Origin of the sequence: Lentilactobacillus raoultii, assembly GCF_900411375.1 — a bacterium.
GTDB classification, from domain to species: Bacteria; Bacillota; Bacilli; order Lactobacillales; family Lactobacillaceae; genus Lentilactobacillus; species Lentilactobacillus raoultii.
Map to the genome: position 1 here is coordinate 129,000 of NZ_LS422991.1, position 16,792 is coordinate 145,791.

At 41.3% G+C, this 16,792-nt stretch carries 16 protein-coding genes and 1 pseudogene; 7 read left to right on the top strand and 10 right to left on the bottom strand.

Annotated features, from left to right (window positions below; all coding sequences use genetic code 11):
- Positions 1-6 precede the first annotated feature (6 nt).
- On the top strand, positions 7-654 hold the full coding sequence (locus tag ED605_RS09790; protein ID WP_121978720.1) for a TetR/AcrR family transcriptional regulator: 648 nt from the start codon (positions 7-9) through the stop codon (positions 652-654).
- A 243-nt stretch (positions 655-897) separates the two neighbouring features.
- Here the strand turns inward: ED605_RS09790 and ED605_RS09795 are convergent, their stop codons facing one another.
- Positions 898-1,287: a RidA family protein gene (locus ED605_RS09795; protein WP_121978721.1), complete on the bottom strand. Its 390-nt coding sequence runs from the start codon at positions 1,285-1,287 to the stop codon at positions 898-900.
- A 108-nt stretch (positions 1,288-1,395) separates the two neighbouring features.
- Positions 1,396-2,090: pseudogene (locus tag ED605_RS09800) on the bottom strand (demethylmenaquinone methyltransferase).
- Positions 2,091-2,189: 99 nt separating this feature from the next.
- On the opposite strand from ED605_RS09800, the gene ED605_RS09805 reads away from it, so the two are divergent.
- A complete protein-coding gene (locus tag ED605_RS09805) occupies positions 2,190-3,101 on the top strand; it encodes a prenyltransferase (protein WP_121978722.1) in 912 nt (303 codons plus the stop codon).
- Between the two features lie 97 nt (positions 3,102-3,198).
- On the opposite strand, the gene ED605_RS09810 is transcribed toward ED605_RS09805, so the two are convergent.
- From ED605_RS09810 to larA, 6 genes are read right to left on the bottom strand one after another with little or no spacing between them, the layout of a single operon-like run.
- Positions 3,199-4,197 carry a HoxN/HupN/NixA family nickel/cobalt transporter gene (locus ED605_RS09810; RefSeq protein ID WP_121978723.1) on the bottom strand — a complete coding sequence of 333 codons (999 nt, stop codon included), beginning with the start codon at positions 4,195-4,197 and terminating at the stop codon, positions 3,199-3,201.
- Positions 4,198-4,219: 22 nt separating this feature from the next.
- Positions 4,220-5,047, bottom strand: a complete 828-nt coding sequence (gene larE, locus ED605_RS09815; RefSeq protein WP_121978724.1) for an ATP-dependent sacrificial sulfur transferase LarE — start codon at positions 5,045-5,047, stop codon at positions 4,220-4,222.
- Between the two features lie 22 nt (positions 5,048-5,069).
- Positions 5,070-5,780 carry a D/L-lactic acid transporter LarD gene (gene larD, locus ED605_RS09820; RefSeq protein WP_121978725.1) on the bottom strand — a complete coding sequence of 237 codons (711 nt, stop codon included), beginning with the start codon at positions 5,778-5,780 and terminating at the stop codon, positions 5,070-5,072.
- A 1-nt stretch (position 5,781) separates the two neighbouring features.
- Positions 5,782-7,074 (bottom strand): nickel pincer cofactor biosynthesis protein LarC, encoded by a 1,293-nt coding sequence (larC, locus tag ED605_RS09825; RefSeq protein ID WP_121978726.1) that lies wholly within the window; start codon positions 7,072-7,074, stop codon positions 5,782-5,784.
- Positions 7,071-7,832, bottom strand: coding sequence for a nickel pincer cofactor biosynthesis protein LarB (larB, locus tag ED605_RS09830; RefSeq protein WP_121978727.1), 762 nt, complete (start codon positions 7,830-7,832; stop codon positions 7,071-7,073). Before larB ends, larC begins: the two co-directional genes overlap by 4 nt.
- 6 nt (positions 7,833-7,838) lie before the next feature.
- Positions 7,839-9,122 (bottom strand): nickel-dependent lactate racemase, encoded by a 1,284-nt coding sequence (gene larA / locus ED605_RS09835; RefSeq protein WP_121978728.1) that lies wholly within the window; start codon positions 9,120-9,122, stop codon positions 7,839-7,841.
- A gap of 233 nt (positions 9,123-9,355) precedes the next feature.
- Between larA and ED605_RS09840 the strand changes: the two genes are divergently transcribed.
- On the top strand, positions 9,356-10,027 hold the full coding sequence (locus tag ED605_RS09840; RefSeq protein ID WP_121978729.1) for a Crp/Fnr family transcriptional regulator: 672 nt from the start codon (positions 9,356-9,358) through the stop codon (positions 10,025-10,027).
- Positions 10,028-10,146: 119 nt separating this feature from the next.
- On the opposite strand, the gene ED605_RS09845 is transcribed toward ED605_RS09840, so the two are convergent.
- Both ED605_RS09845 and ED605_RS09850 read right to left on the bottom strand, forming a co-directional pair.
- A complete protein-coding gene (locus tag ED605_RS09845; RefSeq protein WP_121978730.1) occupies positions 10,147-11,796 on the bottom strand; it encodes a peptide ABC transporter substrate-binding protein in 1,650 nt (549 codons plus the stop codon).
- 358 nt (positions 11,797-12,154) lie between these two features.
- Entirely contained in the window at positions 12,155-12,784 is a 630-nt protein-coding gene (locus tag ED605_RS09850; protein ID WP_121978731.1) for a histidine phosphatase family protein, read from the bottom strand.
- 410 nt (positions 12,785-13,194) lie between these two features.
- On the opposite strand from ED605_RS09850, the gene serC reads away from it, so the two are divergent.
- From serC to ED605_RS09870, 4 genes are all read left to right on the top strand, one after another.
- Positions 13,195-14,271, top strand: a complete 1,077-nt coding sequence (gene serC, locus ED605_RS09855; RefSeq protein WP_121978732.1) for a 3-phosphoserine/phosphohydroxythreonine transaminase — start codon at positions 13,195-13,197, stop codon at positions 14,269-14,271.
- A 12-nt stretch (positions 14,272-14,283) separates the two neighbouring features.
- On the top strand, positions 14,284-15,453 hold the full coding sequence (locus ED605_RS09860) for a phosphoglycerate dehydrogenase (protein WP_121978733.1): 1,170 nt from the start codon (positions 14,284-14,286) through the stop codon (positions 15,451-15,453).
- A 349-nt stretch (positions 15,454-15,802) separates the two neighbouring features.
- Positions 15,803-16,117: a DMT family transporter gene (locus tag ED605_RS09865; RefSeq protein WP_121978734.1), complete on the top strand. Its 315-nt coding sequence runs from the start codon at positions 15,803-15,805 to the stop codon at positions 16,115-16,117.
- Between the two features lie 57 nt (positions 16,118-16,174).
- Positions 16,175-16,726: an NUDIX hydrolase gene (locus tag ED605_RS09870; protein ID WP_121978735.1), complete on the top strand. Its 552-nt coding sequence runs from the start codon at positions 16,175-16,177 to the stop codon at positions 16,724-16,726.
- The last annotated feature ends 66 nt before the right edge of the window (positions 16,727-16,792 follow it).

Below are 16,792 nucleotides of genomic sequence, written 5' to 3' on the forward strand. Positions count from 1 at the left end.
ACCAAAATGGCCAATCAACACCTGCAGGCACTGTTTGCCGAAAGTTTGAATGAACTTAAATTAACCGATAAACAAAAAGCGGTACTCAATGCCAGCCTGACGCTCTTTGCTCAAAAAGGCTTTGACAGCACAAGCACCAGTGACATTGCCAACTTAGCCGGCGTTTCAGAAGGAACCGTTTATAAACAATTCAAAACTAAGGAGGGCATTTTAATTGCTATTTTAGGCCCCTTTGTTCAAAAGGTGATCCCTAAAGCGGCCACCGAATTCACCAACGACATCATGCATACCTCATTTCCAAATTTTGGCGATTTTCTTTATGCAATCGTTAAAAATCGGATGACCTTTGCTTTTGATAATATGCCACAATTAAAAATTATTTTGCATGAAGCAACCACCAATCAAGAAATCGTGACGGGATTCGGCAACCTCTTTAAAACATTGATTGCCGGTCCACTTGGCAATAATTTTAAACATTATCAAGAAAACGGCCAACTGGTGAACTGGCCCTTGCCGCGAATTGTCCGTTACATCACCGTTACCGTTTTAGGATACGTTATTCCGGCAACCCTGACAAAACAACCAATCGACATTGAGCAGGCTAGTCATGAAGCCACCGAATTTTTGTTGAAGGGTCTGCAAGCAGATAAATAATTTTTGGCTTCACCTATCAGACTGGAAGGATTTTAAACTATCAAAATGCCAGTTGTTATCTTTTTGTTTTGTCATTAATTTGGTTAATTGTTGACCTATTCCACCACAAAAAGCCAGAAGTATTCCTAATAGTCGTATTGGGAACTTCTGGCTTACTGCTCATATTTGTTTGGCTAACCATTGCCAACAGACTCTGAGATCAGTGGCTGTTTATAAGTTCTTCTTAATAATCAGCTGATATTATCAGTTGGCCTTAGAGGCAATAGCTTCAATTTCTACCTGGGCTCCTAACGGCAAACCCGCAATTCCAACTGCTGAACGGGCCGGTAACACCTTCGCCTTACCAAAGAACTGGTCATAAACCTGGTTAACTTTGCTGAAATCAGCTACATTAGCCATGAAAACCGTGACTTTAACCACTTCATCAAACTCAAACCCGGCCGCTTTGACAACTTCCTGCAAGTTATGTAACGCTTGGGTTGCCTGATCGACGACATCCCCACTGACTAATTTCCCGGTAGCGGGATCCAAGCCGATCTGACCTGAGCAATATAGGGTATTGCCGGTTTGAACCGCCTGTGAATACGGCCCAACCGCATTGGGGGCCTTTGGAGTTGCAACTTCTTTTGCCATGTAATCATCTTCTCTTTCGAATTGAAAATTTCACCTGCTTCAGTTTCCACAGGATTGCAGAAATTATATCATAAGAGAGCTGACTTGAATATTAGGAAATTGACTATTTTAAGCTCTTCCCAAATGCAAAGCTGCCGCACCTAAAGTAAACGTTCGATAAGTGACGTTGTGCATCCCTGCGTCTTCAAACATCTTGGCCAACTTCTCAGCCGAAACAAACTGCTTGGTTGTTCGCTCAAGATAGTTATACTCACGGTACTTATTAACCGCCAATTTAGCCATTACAGGTACTGTTTTAAAATATGCTTCCCAACCAATCTTAACCGCTGGATTGGTGGGTTGAGAGGTTTCCAAACACGCGATTTTGCCATTTGTCCTCACAACGCGAACCATTTCGCGAAGCACCTGATCAGCATCGGGAACGTTTCGCAAACCAAAGCCGATTGTGGCAACGTCAAATCGATTTTCATCGTAGGGTAACTGCATAGCATCGCCTTTAACTAAGGTTACCCGATCAGAAACACCGGCTGCCCTTACTTTTTTGGCAGCAATTTTCAACATTTCCTGACTAAAGTCCAAACCAATCACTTGGCCTGCTGGTCCGACAGCTTTAGCGAGGGCAATTGTCCAATCACCTGTGCCGCAGCAAACATCAATGGCAAAATCTCCAGGCTGGACCTCCAGTCGCTGCATCGCAACTTTCCGCCAAGGCTGATGAGTGAATTCATTTTATCGTAGTTGGGGGCAATTTGATTAAATAATGATGCCACTTTCGATTCAGGAGTTTGATTGGTTCTGGTCATTTTTGGTTCCTCACTTTCTGACCGCTTGTTATATAATTAATGATGACTGGTTTTTATCAGTTAACCCGCTTTTAATTATTTTCATTATGGAGGATCTAGATGAGTTTAGCAAATTTCTTAGAGTTGGTTGAGTTTAAGGCTAAATCAGCAAGTGTTTTCCCATTTATCGTTGGGCTATTTTTTAGTTGGTATTTCTTAAACTCAGTTAACGCAGTTAACGCAACATTGTTCTTTATTGCCATGTTTTTATTCAATATGTTCGTCGATATTTGGGATAATTATAGTGATTACCGCCATTCCGATCAAGAAATTTATAAATCCGGCACCAATATTATTGGCCGCGAGCACCTTTCGATTCGCTTAATCGAAACGATGATGATCGCCATGTTTGGCACCGCAATGGTAATTGGTATTTATTTGACAGTCCAAGTTGGTTGGCCTCTGTTGTGGATGGGCATTTTTTGCTTTTTGATCGGTTTACTTTATGCAGGCGGCCCAGTACCAATTTCAAGTACCCCCTTTGGCGAACTGGCTTCCGGTTTTACAATGGGCGTCATGATTACATTGATTTCAGTTTACATAAATTCCTACCAAATTTTCCAGTGGCATTCTCAATTATTATTAGAAATTTTACTTGCCGCGTCACCGGAATTTGTCTGGATTGCCAACATTATGTTTGCTAACAATATTTGTGATGCTCATGAGGATGAGATGAATCACCGACACACCATTGTTCACTATTTAGGTGTTAGAAATTCAGTGGTTATTTGGAATCTATTTAACATTTTAGCAATTCTTCTGGTATTTCTGGCAATTTATGTTGGTGTCTATCCGGCCGCATTAATTACAATTGTTCTACCACTCCCATTTATCATCAAACAAATGCGTCTGTTTACTCATAAACAGGTCAAGCGGGAGACTTTCGTTTGTGCTGTTAAAATCTTAATTACCGGATCACTGGGCCTGTGCCTGGGCTTTTTACTTTACTGGATCTACGCCAGCTTCCGATAATCGCCCATTATCCAATTAAAATCGACCCGATTAAGTTCCAAATGTGAACATCTGGAATTTAATCGGGTCGATTTAACGTCTTTTAACTACTGATCGATTAAGAATTCAACCGACTGGTTGGGTTTATTCGTCGATTCCAATAAAGATAGGCGATTAGCCAAAATATCGCAAAAAATGCAACCAGCCCATATCCCAGCCAACCTAAGTCAATTGTTGCTACCCATTTTTCAATGGGATGTGGCAACCGAACAACCTGTAACAATTCAAAAACGCCGATTCCAAAAGCCGTGGTTGCCGAAATACTCGTCATCACAATGTTATAACTCAACTTTTTCTCTGGGGTGTCAAATGCCCAGCTATAGGCATATAACATCATCGTTGAATCGATAGTATCCATCAGATTCATCCCAGCCGCAAACAGAATTGGCAGGGCAAAGAGACCGTAGACAATGGTATTTTGACTCACCGTTACAGCGGACAATGCAATCATGGCAATCTCACTAGCTGTATCAAACCCCAGCCCGAAAATAAAGCCAATGAAATACATTTGCCAATCATGACGAATCCACTTAAATAACGGCATTAAGAGTCGCGATAAGGGTCCTCGCGATAATAGCAGTGTGTCCATTTGAGATTGGCTTAATTTTTTTCGAGACAAGCGTTGACGGCGAATCAGTGTCCCCAGAATCAAGAAACTGCTCAAAGAAATTAATAACAGGAAGGTTCCGGAAACCCAGGTGCCAACTTTTCCACCAATCGTATTTAAAGTTACCAACTCATTTTTAGCCCATCCCAGGGAATACCGAACCGCAACAATCATTAGAAACACCACTGTTGAATGGCCAATCGAAAAATACCACCCAACGCCATAAGCTGGTTTAGCTTGATTCAATAAGCGTCTCACCGTATTATCGATTGCTGAAATATGATCCGCATCGAATGCATGACGGAGTCCCAAAGTGTAAGCCAATACTCCGAGTCCCCAAAATTTTGGTGAAGATAATCCCGCCATCACAAGTAACAGCAATCCTAAACCGTGAATAACAAGCGTTAATGTATAAAATGGCAGTATTTTGGTAAAACGTACTTGTTTCATCAAAGGATTCCCTTCAAAACTGTTAGTCAACTAGAGCAGCTTTTTCTTCAACATCCAAACGTTCATTCATTCGACCAGATTTAAAGCCTTCCAGATCCACAGTCACATATGTGAACCCTAGCCCCTTCAGCGTCGTGTTAATTGTTGACATTTGCATGACCAAGTCGTTTATTTGATCTTTCATGACTTCAATTCGGGCCAGCTTATCTAAAACACGGACCCGAACGGTTGCGAATCCCAGACTACGTAAATAGGCCTCAGCTTGCATGACCATTTGAATTTTTTCAACTGTGATAATTGAATTATATTCAAATCTGGACGAAAGAGAGCAACTAGCCACTTTATTCCAGTTAGTTAGGCCCGCCTCACGGGCAATCTGTCGAACATCAACTTTATAAATATCGGCATGCTGCAAGATGGAAACGGCACCTTCTTCATCGCGTGCGCGAAGGCCTGGCCGAAAGTCAAGATTGTCGTCCATGATCATGCCATCAAGCACGACATCATAACCGTATGCCGTCTTCAGTTCATTCATCCGTTGGTAAAACATTTTTTTCATCCAATACCATGAGCTAACGCGATTATGGCGAACATTGTCGTTTGTCAGATAATTTAACGTAATGCCCTTAACGTTAGCCCCTAATTTTTTAGCCAACCTAATCGCTTTAGCATACTCTTCATTCGTGAAAAGTTCAGAGTTAGCCACAACCGCTAAAACATTTTCTTTTCCTAAAGTCTTTAGAGCTGCAGCCAATACAACCGTCGAATCAATCCCACCGGAAAAAGCAACCATTACTTTAGAATACGCTGACAATTCATTGATTAGCAACTCTTTTTTTGTTAATGTCATCTTAATAACTTCCTTTTTTTAGTTAGAATCCCAGATAATATTTACTAAATAGTGCGGCTGCCAACGCCCCAAAGAACGGGGCAAGCCCTGGCACCAATAACCCATACTGCCAATCAGCAGCCGCCTTATTTTTAATTGGTAAGATTGCAAACGCAATCCGCGGGCCAAGATCACGGGCCTGATTCATCGCGAACCCGGTTGGCCCACCCAATCCCATTCCGATAGCCCAAACCAGTAAGCCAACACCAATTGGCAAAACTCCCGGCGTCTTAACAGCCGCAATAGCCATAATACTGGTTAGAAAAATAAAAGTATCAAAAAACTCCACGAAAAAGTTCCTTGGTAAATTCCGAATGCCTGGTGATGTCGAAAAAATATTCCTGATAGTCACATTATCAATTTTGTCACAGGAACGTTTAAACTGATCAGCGTACATCACATAGACAATCACGCCACCAACTATTCCACCGATCATCTGAAAAATAGCAGTTTCAATAAAGATCACAAAGGTCATATTCCCCATCAAAAATTGGGCAAACGCCATCGCTGGATTAATCGTGACATTTTTAAATATAAATAACACCATTGAAATTCCAAATGCCCAGGTTGTAATCGCAAACAAATGCCCCGAGCCGTGGTACTTGGTATCATTCAAGACCGTATCGGCATGAACACCGACACCAAAAATAATCATGAGGGCTGTCCCCATAAACTCTGCAAGTAATTGATGCATTTCAAGCCATCCCATCTTCTTTGTTATAAGCCAGCAGTGCTGCTTGTTGCACCTGTTCAAGACTAACATGGTGCTGATTTGCAAGAATTGCCGCCCTGTCATATTCAACTGTTACTTTTTTCGATGACTTAATCATCCCAATTTTTAAAGTCACTTCGCCAAATTTCGTGCAAACTTTTTTAAACGTTCTTGGCAGGATTGTCCGCTTTAGATTGACATAGCGAATGCCAAAGGTTGTGGTGTGCTGAAACAAAAGATCAGCCATTATCCGACATTTCTGTTTCGGCGTTATGACCGTCATCTGGTAAGCCGGTCGGCCCTTTTTCATATAAATTGGCGTAAAGTAGGCATCATATGCACCTGCCTCCAAAAGTTTGCCAATCACAAACCCTAGGCCTTCCCCGGGCTGGTCATCAAGATTGGCGTGAATCTCAACAATTTCATCACCAGTAGTTCGCCCTTCCTTATGACTGGGTGAAGCCGTTAATAAAAGCCCCCGTAAAGCATTTAAATGGCCTGTCTGTCGGGTACCAAAGCCATAGCCAATTTTTTCAATCTGCATCTCTTCAGGGATTGGACCGAAAAAACTAACAACCCGCTTAACAATCGCAAAGCCAGTGGGTGTCACCAGCTCTGTGCGCACGTCTTCTCGTTGGTGAACCGGTATACCACTGTTTTTTCTCATTTGCATTACTGCCGGTACAGGGACGGGCATTGTTCCGTGGGCAACTTTGATTAACCCCGACCCATCAACCAGTGGTCCACTGATCACTTTAGTAATTCCCAACAGATCCAAGCCGATAAAAAAACCTAAAATATCAATGATCGAATCTAACGCGCCAACTTCATGAAAATGAACTTTGTCTAACGGAAGCCGGTGCACACTAGCTTCAGCTCGGGCAATTTCGTCAAAAACACCAATTGCTTGAGTTTTAATGGCTGATTTTAAGTCAGCTTGCGAAATGATCCTTTTAATTTCCGCCAAATTGCGACCATGGTGATGATGACTAGTTTTCTCATTATCATTTATACCCGCCGGATAATCATTTTTCTGAACTTCCTTAGCCGTTAAACTTTCATCAACATGATGGTTGGCATCTTCAAGTTTTACATCAAATAACTTGCCACCAATGGCCGAGCGCCGAGTTGACTCAAGTGTTAGATGATAACCAGCGAGGTTTAGTTTTTTTAGTTCATTTTGAAACTGATCATAATCCAAACCTAGGTCAAATAACATGCCAAGCAACATATTGCCACTAATTCCTGAAAAAGGGTCTAAATATAAACAGGTCATTGTTCACTCTCCACTAAATGGTTAATTTGACTGGCACTGTAGCCAGCACCAAAGCCGTTGTCGATGTTAACAACTGTGATGCCTGACGCACAGCTATTAAGCATCGTCAGTAACGCCGAAAGCCCATTAAAACTGGCTCCATACCCAACACTGGTGGGCACAGCAATCACGGGCTTGTCTACCAAGCCACCGATGACAGAAGCCAAAGCCCCTTCCATACCGGCCACTACAACCACCACCGTTGCGGAACGAATGGCATCCAATTCAGCAAATAAGCGATGAATGCCGGCAACTCCGACATCGTAAATTCGCGAAACCCGATTACCAAAAGCTTCTGCTGTTACAGCAGCTTCCTCGGCAATTTTCAAATCCGAAGTTCCAGCAGTGACTATCGCAATAGTATTGTTTGTCTGTTCAGGTATATTTTGCTGCCACAACATAATCCGAGATTTCTTTAAATAAACCATCTTAGGGTAAACTCGGCTTATCTTCTGGGCTTTTTTCGGAGACACTCGAGTGACCAAGATATTGGTATTGGTAGTCAGCATCACTTGAATAATCCCGATAATTTGCGCTGTCGTTTTGCCTTCTCCGTAAATCACTTCAGAATAACCGGTCCGACGTTGCCGATCCGTATCAACTTTGGCGTAATCCAGATCGATAAAACCGGCTTGATTCAGTTGCTTAAATGCTTGTTCTGTAGTAATTTCATGGCTGGCAACTTGATTAAGTAAATTTGTTAAATGTTCATTTGCCATCTTAAGTTAATTCCTCTTTTTAACAATGACACCCAAGCCATCAGGGATGACGGTAACTTTGGCCTCCCGACCTTCGCGCTGATAAGCTTTTTCCAACGCTTCATCTAAACTCTTTGCCAATTCCATATGCATATCCGTAACTAAATTTGGCTGCACCAAATCGGATACCATAATCACGTGATGATTGGTCAAAATTCTGGCTAAAATTTGAGCCGTCCATTGATCGGGAATCGTCTCCAGCCTTGGCGTATTAGTTGCCTGATCTAAAAAGTCTTTTGGATTGTTAACATCTGCTAAGTTATGATAGAAGCCCTCTCCACCATGACCATCCCGACAGCCGGCAACCATGATAATCGTCCCGTTTAACTTATTAGTTGCTTCAGCCGCCGTCATTCCTTTAACAGCCTGATAGATATTTTGATCCAGCGGGTAACCACCATTTGTTGAAATTGTAATATCTGATTCAATAGCCGGTACTTGAGACAGCGAAGCAACAAAGTCAGTCCCTTTTTGATGCGCTTTTTCGAGATCACCGGCAAACGAAGCAATGATCTTTTTATTTTCATCCAAGACCACGTTCAAAATAAATTTTAAGTGAACAGCCTTGGCAGCATATACCATATCTTCATGAATCAGATTATGTTGCAGGTTGCCGGTTCGCGAATGACGATCGGCAATAAATTCGCCTGAATGATTGGCCATAATCGTTTTATATGACGCAATTCCGGGTAAAATAGATTTTCTACCACCCGAAAAGCCGGCGAAAAAATGTGATTCAATAAACCCTTCCGAAATCAACAGATCGGCTTCCACCGCCAGTCTGTTTAAAATCAGATCACCACCGGAAGGCAACTTGCCGAGAGTGACCATGTCTTGATCGCGCTGAGAATAGTGCATCACAATTTCTTCATTATCAACAATCTCTCGGCCATATTTATTAACCAATTCTTCCCGACTTGAAGGCCTATGAAATCCAGTGGCCACTAAAATTCGAATGCGGGCATTCGGTGAAACAGATCGGATTCGTCGTAACAGGATCGGTGTGATAATGTGTGATGGTACCGGTCTGGTATGGTCAGAAGAAATAATCACAATATTTTTCTTACCACGTGCCAACTCCTCCAACTTTGGTGAATCAACAGGATTATCCAACGAATGCTCAACGGTCTCATGCTCTGAAATTGGATTTTGATAATCAGCAGCTTGCGAAACTAATTTTCCAGCAAAATTTTTATCAGGAATACAGGCCGTCACTTTCTTTTTATCATAAGGCAATTCAATATTTGTCACGTCAACCCTTCCTTTCCTTAGAAACTAATTAATATTTTATTCTTTTGCTTTTTCAAAAATACTCTGAATAATGCACCAATCTATATGTCAAATGTGAATGTATGATATGTTACATAATAAAAATTTAAATCCTGATAGCCAAAGAGTATGATAAAATACTAAATGTATTAAATCATACTTCTAAGTCATCTGGTTTTGCACTAATTTACTACCATATTGAGGATCTGTTAGACATGGTCATGAATCGAACCGAATACTTATTAAATCAAATGAAAGCCGCAAACGTTCCCGTTATTACAAAGAAACGTCACACTTATTTAACCTATCACGGGCTTGAGGAAACAAATACCTACATTCTTAAACGTGGCATTGTCAAAAATTCAATTATCCTACAGGATGGTCGGGAATTTAATCTGTCATATATTACCAAACCAGACGTTATCAGCTTATTGCGGGATGAGATTTCTAAAAACACAGATCAACCATTTAATGTTCGTATCGAATCAGACACCGCCGAATTTTATAAAATTAATCGGGTTGATTTCTGGCAAATGGTTAATCAAGATCGCGAACTTAATAATTACGTTAAGGAATACTACCGCACCAAACTGACCGAGAATATTGTCCGATCTCAACGAATGCTGATGGGCAGTAAACACGATGTGGTTTGCACGTTTTTGAACCAACTGGTTGATCTATTTGGCAAACGTCTTCCCGGACACCGTGGTATCTTAATTGATTTTGTTGTGACTAACTTGGATATTGCGGGATTTTGTGGCATCAACTCACGATCTTCAGTTACCCGAATTCTCAGTGATTTAAGAGCTGAAGGCATTATTGAAATTGTCGATCACAAGTTTGTTGTCAAAAATATCAGCTATTTAAGAGATTACGTGCCCATTTAAAAATAGCAGTTCAAAATAAAACGTCCTCAACCAGTAATTGAGGACGTTTCCGTTATTAGCAGTTATTAGATTTTCAGAAAAATGATCATTCAATCTCTAATCTCTTGCAACAATTTTATTTATTTTTTGTAGGCATACTTATAACTCCACTGCGTGCCGGCTGTATTATGAACAATGCCCTTTAAGTTCGAACGCTGCAAATAAGAAGTGACTTGTTGATACAACGGGGTCATTCCTTGATCACGATTGAATAATCGAATGGCTTGAACCAGATCCTGCCAACGCTTATCGGCATTATTGGCATCCTGATTCTGAGCCCGCTTAATCAACGCATCATATTTCGCATTCGAATACTTGCCATAATTATATGACGTATTAGTTTGTGGAATTTGAAGGAAAGTGATTGGATCGTTAAAATCGCCGCCCCAACCAGCCAGATAAATGTCAAAGTCGCCTTTCAAAGCATTTTGTTGAGCATTTTGACCTGGAATATTCCGAATTTGAAGATTGAATCCCGGAAGAACTTTTGCGTATTGAGCCTTTAAATATTGAGTAATTGCACTGGTTGCCGGGTCATCAGCGTCATCATTTGCGCCCATAATGGCAACCGTGAGCTTTTTCCGGCCGATTTGTTTCAATCCCTTTTCCCAATACTCTCTAGCCAGCTTAGGATTATAGTCAACCGTTCCTTTGACATATTGCTGCTTGGCAAAATCTTCTCCTGTTTTAGGATCATGGGCCAAACCGGAAGCCACAAACCCCTTAGGTGTATTTGAGCCATTCCCCATGACTTTCTTAGTCAAAACGGACCTATTAATGGCCAATGACATGGCAAGCCGGATATTTTTATTGTTGAAAGCCGCTCGTTTAACGCGATTACTATCTTTGAAGTTATATTGCAAATAACCCACAAAAGAATACGGATATTGTTTGAATTGTGCATTATGCTGATAATTCTTAATTTGTTGGTTGGACAACGGTGTTAGATCAAGTTTACCTTGTTGATACAATTCCAAACCGGTCGTGGGGCTGCCAACGACCGTATAGTTAATTTTTTGCAATTTAACAACCCGCTTATCCCAATACTGATTATTTTTTACAAATTGCCATTTATTGCCGGTTCCATTCCAGTTCTGGATTTTAAACGGTCCTGAATAAACCATATATTGGGATTTGGTCCCATATTTTTTGCCATATTTTTCAACAATCTTCTGGTTCTGAGGGCCAAAAAGTGGATATGACATCAACACTTTAAAATAGGCAATCGGTTTGGCCAACTTAATGACAACCGTTTTACTATTGGGTGCTGAAATGCCAACCGAACTCGGCGACTTTTTACCAGCATTTACGGCATCCGCATTTTTAATACCGCTAAATAAATAGGCATAGGTCGACTTAGTTTTAGGATTTAACGTCCGGCGCCACGAATAAACAAAATCCTGAGCGGTAATTGGATTCCCATTGCTCCACTTGGCGTTACGTAATTTAAACGTCCAGGTTTTACCATCTTTTGAAACTTGACCGCTTTTAGCCAGTCCAGCCGTTGGTTTTCCATTCTTACCCAACCGATAAAAGCTTTCGAACACGTTTCCGGTTTGACCATAACCGGATGATTTTGAAATATCAATGGTGTCAAGTGGTGCACTTGTACTTAAGTTTAATACCTGTTTTTTCGATGATTGGTTACTGGTCGATTTACCACAAGCAGCCAGTGTTAATCCTAATATTCCCACAACCACCAGTAGTAATGCCGATTTAAATTGACGCATTTTTGATCGTCCTCCAATTGAAACTGAATTTTTTGGTTAAAAATTTGCATCTGACATTCGGAACTCAAGTAATCGCCACCTCATTTTAAATTCAAAGTAACCAAAAAAGTGCCCCAATCCCAGCTTTAACGCTGAAATTAGGACACTTTTCGGTAGTCTGGTCACAGTTTTTCCCAAAACCGGAAATTACACAAGACTGCAAACCAACTCGTTACCAAAGAAGCCACCATCAGCGCTAAACTGAGCTGGACACATTGAACAACACATTCGTTTAACGGCTGATAATTGCATGGTGGTTTCCTCCTTCGTTACTTAGTGACATTAATATAGCGGAATTATGAATGATTGTCAAACAATATTAGAAACGAGCACCAACTACCCGATTATAGTATCGCAAGTAATAGTCAGCTGACTGCGAAACACGGGTGATTTTAGTAATGCTCAAATTATCTGGTTCTTCAATCACCATCGGATTATCGGGACGGCCTAAAGCTGCTAATACCGCCGCTTTGATCGTAAAACCATGAGTAACAATAATTAATTTTTGATCAGGAAATTGTTCGGTTAACTTAGTCATAAACTGGTCAGCCCGATCCATAACATGGGTAAAAGTTTCGCCATGAGCAAGCGGCGCATAGGATGGCAGAACGTCGTGCAAGACATGATCAAAAACGTCCGGATACTTTGCCTCAAGTTCACTATTCTTTGACCCATCCCATTTTCCATATGAAATTTCGAGAAGTAGTTTGTCATAGGTTATCGGTAAGTGTGCACTCTGATTTAAAATTTCTGCAGTCTCTTTTGTCCGATTTAACGGGCTTGCAATGATTTGATCCGCAAATGAGATGTCAAACTGTTCGTGAACCGTTTGCGCTTGTTTCTTTCCAGTTTCTGTTAAATAAGTTAGTTCTGTGTTAATTGTGCCCTGTTTTAACCCGGCAGCGTTAGCAGTCGTTTGGCCGTGTCGGACAAAATAAAAATTCGTCATTTAAAAGTTCCTCCGCAATGGTTTGAAAATATTATCGCACATTTATCAAAAAAGACAAAGCCCATCTTTTTTAGCAAATCCCGAATAATAACCTTAAATAAGTAAATTTTATTTACCTATTACACAAATTTGGGTTGCTTTTCTGTCACTGTTCTGTTAGATTTTAATTAGAAAGAAAGGGAGGTTATTTCAATGAACGTCATTTTCAGTAGTTTTGAATACGTTACCTCATCCTCCTGGTCTACAGTGACATCTGTGTAGGCCATCTTTTGCAATGAATTAACTAACAAAGGCCTCGCATAGATGAACTTCAACATCACTGTGAGGCCATAAAAAAGCACTACCAGCCCTCACAGCCTTTTCATCATCAACTGTGAGGGCTATCTTTTTTGAAAGGGAGTTTTTAGCACATGACGGTATATAATTTTGCAGCAGGTCCGGCAACGCTTCCCGACCCGGTCATTAAACAGATTCAAGAGGAATTGCCATCTCTTCAGGGATCCGGCATGAGTATTCTTGAAATTTCTCACCGTTCTCAAATGTTCGACAATATCATCAATACCGCAAAGCAGGATATTAAGGACTTGATGCATGTTCCTGATAATTATCACATTTTATTTTTTCAAGGTGGTGGAACGGGTCAATTTGCAGCGGTTCCGATGAACTTGGCAACCAACCACCATCGAATTGCCCTTTTAGACAGTGGTCATTGGGCCACCCGAGCAGGCGATGAAGCTGCCAATCTCGGTGTGAAAGTTGACGTTTTAGATTCCACCAAGGATCAGCATTATCAGGAACTGCCGCATATGCCACATGCCATTTCCGCTGATAACTATGATTATCTTCACATCACAACCAATAACACCATCGAGGGCACCGCTTATCATCAATTACCGGAACACGGTAACGTCACACTGGTTGGCGACTTATCTTCAAATTTTATGGCTGAAGAATATCGCGTCGAAGATTTTGGCCTTATTTTTGGTGGTGTTCAAAAAAACTTGGGTCCAGCTGGCGTAACGGTTGTGATTGTTCGTGATGATCTGGTCAAACACGTTGATCACATCCCAAGCATTTTAAATTATGAACTCTTTATTAAGAAGAATTCGATGTTTAATACGCCGCCCGTTTTCGCAATCTACGCTACTGGTTTAGTTCTCAAATGGTTAAAACAACAAGGTGGCATTGCTGGCATTGAAGCACTCAACCAAAAGAAATCCTCGCTACTTTATGATTTTTTGGATGAGTCCAAACTCTTTCACAATAACATTAAAAAATCAGATCGATCATTAACAAATATTCCGTTCAAGACCGATGATCCGGACCTGGATAAACAAGTCATTGCTGCCGCGGATCAAGCCGGTTTAAAGAACCTGAAAGGTCATCGAAGTGTCGGTGGTCTACGAGCCAGTCTATACAACGCAATGCCGTTAGCAGGTGTTTCGGCACTGGTTGATTTCTTGCATCACTTCGAAAAACAACATTAGGAGGACTTTAAAATGTATCAAGTTAAGACTTACAACGCAATTGCCCAAGCAGGATTAGATGAATTTACAGATCAATACCAAATCAACCAGACTGACGATGCGGATGCTTACCTGATCAGATCGGTTAATCTTCATGAAGCGACTTTCCCAAAGAGTCTTAAAATAATCGCCCGCGCCGGTGCCGGCTTCAATAACATCCCTTTAGATCGGGCAACTCAGGCCGGAATTGCGGTCTTCAACACCCCCGGCAGTAATGCGAATGCCGTCAAGGAACTGATCATTTCCCTTTTGGTAGCCAGTTCGCGGAACTTGTTCGATGCAGCTGCCTACTCAGCTCATAATAGCGGTGCCGATATTTCCCTGCGGACCGAACATGATAAAACCAAATTTAAAGGCACCGAATTGACAGGTAAGACACTGGCCGTCGTGGGAGTTGGCCATGTTGGTTCATTAGTAGCCAATGCCGCAAGTGCGCTTGGCATGAATGTGATTGGTTACGACCCATACCTATCGTCAGATGCTGCTTGGCATATTTCCACGACAATTACCCGGGCACGAACGTTGGCAAATGCTTTAAAGAATGCAGACTACGTGACTGTTCATGTCCCAAAGAATGAGGAAACCACCGGCTTAATTGGCAAAGAACAGTTTGACGTTATGAAAGACGGCGTTCACCTGTTTAATTACTCCAGAGGCGGCATTGTCGATAACCAAGCGGCGGTTGACGCACTCGATGCACACCACCTCAAAACATATATGACTGATTTTGGTGAAGATATCCTATTAAATCGTGATGATGTCGTGGTAACCCCCCATATCGGTGGTTCAACGGATGAAGCGGAAGTTAACGGCGCTACTCAGGGTGCCCATACTATCATGACCTATTTGGAAACCGGAAATATTCAAAATTCCGTCAATTTACCTAATCTTCAAGTGCCGTTCCAGGCTCCTTACCGAATCACGCTAATCCATAAAAACATTCCCAACATGGTTGGCCAAATTGCCACTGCTTTAGCAAATGCCGGTATTAACATTGAAAGTATGAGCAACGCTGCCAGAAAAGACGTTGCCTACACCATGATTGATCTTGATAATCTAAAGAACGAAGAGGATAACAAACTAATTGCCACCTTGAGTCGAATTGAAGCAGTCTTCAGGGTTCGCGTGTTGAAGCATGCGTAACCCATAAAATGAATGAAAAGTTGAGATAAATTTGCTAATATCTCAACTTTTTTTATTTTTTATGGGAAATAACCAGCTATCTCTCAATTGGAACCACTTATTACAAAAACATTTTTAAAAAGTACTCGGATTGTTAAGATCTTTATTAGGAGGTGCAGCAAAATTGGACATTAAAGTAAGAATTATTAAAGTAACTCTACTGGCAAGTAATACCCAGATGTGATATTCTAGATAGTAATCAAATACGACTGCCACCGGGTAGCAATTTTTCAGGTACACTTTTCAATTCCATTAGGTCTCAGAAGGAATTGCAAAGGCGTACCTTTTTTCGTACGAGGAGGACATTTTTATGAATTGGGTAACATTAATTATCGCTGGGCTGTTTGAGGTAGTTTGGGCAATTTCAATGAAGTTTAGTCACGGCTTCACTAAGTTGGATTGGACAATCGTTACCATCGTTGGCATGATCATCAGCTTTTTACTACTGGCCCACGCCACTAAATCATTACCAATTGGCATCGCTTATCCAGTCTGGACTGGAATCGGGGCGGTTGGCACCGTCATTGCCGGCATCATTTTATTTGGCGACAAGCTCTCGATGATGACCTGGCTGTTTGTTGTCCTATTATTAATCAGCATTGTCGGTATCAAATTGACCAGTTAATTTAATACGGATATGCTATGATCAAAGTAACAAATTCGCTAAGGGAGAATGAGAAAAATGTTTAACACTTGTCATCGACCGGGGAAAATTCTCGACCGCAAATCCGTCTACACAGGTCGGGTTTTTTCTGTCGATCAGTTACACGTTCAAACACCCGACGGCCTAAAAGTTGAACGAGATTTGATCAAAACAGATCCGACTATCACCATTTTGGCAATGACAGCTGATAAAGAAGTGGTGATGACCAGTGAATATCGTGTCGGCGTTAACAGTGAGTCGGTTTCAGTTCCAGCTGGGATTGTAAATCCGGGTGAGACCAGCGAACAGGCCGCCAAACGAGAACTTCAAGAGGAAACTGGTTATATCGCCGATTCGGTGACCAAAATGACTCGCATTACGTCTTCAGAAGGGTTTATGGATCAATTTGCCGATTTAATGCTAATCAAATTTGATCCTCGAAAACGGGTCCGCCAACATTTTGACTCTGATGAGTTCGTTAACAGTCAACTGGTCCCTTTAACACAAGTTCTCAATTGGATCAAACTTGGGAAAGTTAATACGGCTCAAGCGGTTTCAGCTTTAAGTTATTATGAATTATTCATCGACTAAACTAAAACCGGGATGTTAAGTAATCGAATTTTTCGGTTACTCAGCATCCCGGCTTTTTTATTTTTT

What these genes read in the sequence shown, in the direction of transcription:
- ED605_RS09790 (WP_121978720.1), top strand. Translation starts at nt 7, where the DNA reads ATGGCCAATCAACACCTGCAGGCACTGTTTGCCGAAAGTTTGAATGAA.
- ED605_RS09795 (WP_121978721.1), bottom strand. Translation starts at nt 1,287, where the DNA reads ATGGCAAAAGAAGTTGCAACTCCAAAGGCCCCCAATGCGGTTGGGCCG.
- ED605_RS09805 (WP_121978722.1), top strand. Translation starts at nt 2,190, where the DNA reads ATGAGTTTAGCAAATTTCTTAGAGTTGGTTGAGTTTAAGGCTAAATCA.
- ED605_RS09810 (WP_121978723.1), bottom strand. Translation starts at nt 4,197, where the DNA reads ATGAAACAAGTACGTTTTACCAAAATACTGCCATTTTATACATTAACG.
- larE (WP_121978724.1), bottom strand. Translation starts at nt 5,047, where the DNA reads ATGACATTAACAAAAAAAGAGTTGCTAATCAATGAATTGTCAGCGTAT.
- larD (WP_121978725.1), bottom strand. Translation starts at nt 5,780, where the DNA reads ATGCATCAATTACTTGCAGAGTTTATGGGGACAGCCCTCATGATTATT.
- larC (WP_121978726.1), bottom strand. Translation starts at nt 7,074, where the DNA reads ATGACCTGTTTATATTTAGACCCTTTTTCAGGAATTAGTGGCAATATG.
- larB (WP_121978727.1), bottom strand. Translation starts at nt 7,832, where the DNA reads ATGGCAAATGAACATTTAACAAATTTACTTAATCAAGTTGCCAGCCAT.
- ED605_RS09840 (WP_121978729.1), top strand. Translation starts at nt 9,356, where the DNA reads ATGGTCATGAATCGAACCGAATACTTATTAAATCAAATGAAAGCCGCA.
- ED605_RS09845 (WP_121978730.1), bottom strand. Translation starts at nt 11,796, where the DNA reads ATGCGTCAATTTAAATCGGCATTACTACTGGTGGTTGTGGGAATATTA.
- ED605_RS09850 (WP_121978731.1), bottom strand. Translation starts at nt 12,784, where the DNA reads ATGACGAATTTTTATTTTGTCCGACACGGCCAAACGACTGCTAACGCT.
- serC (WP_121978732.1), top strand. Translation starts at nt 13,195, where the DNA reads ATGACGGTATATAATTTTGCAGCAGGTCCGGCAACGCTTCCCGACCCG.
- ED605_RS09860 (WP_121978733.1), top strand. Translation starts at nt 14,284, where the DNA reads ATGTATCAAGTTAAGACTTACAACGCAATTGCCCAAGCAGGATTAGAT.
- ED605_RS09865 (WP_121978734.1), top strand. Translation starts at nt 15,803, where the DNA reads ATGAATTGGGTAACATTAATTATCGCTGGGCTGTTTGAGGTAGTTTGG.
- ED605_RS09870 (WP_121978735.1), top strand. Translation starts at nt 16,175, where the DNA reads ATGTTTAACACTTGTCATCGACCGGGGAAAATTCTCGACCGCAAATCC.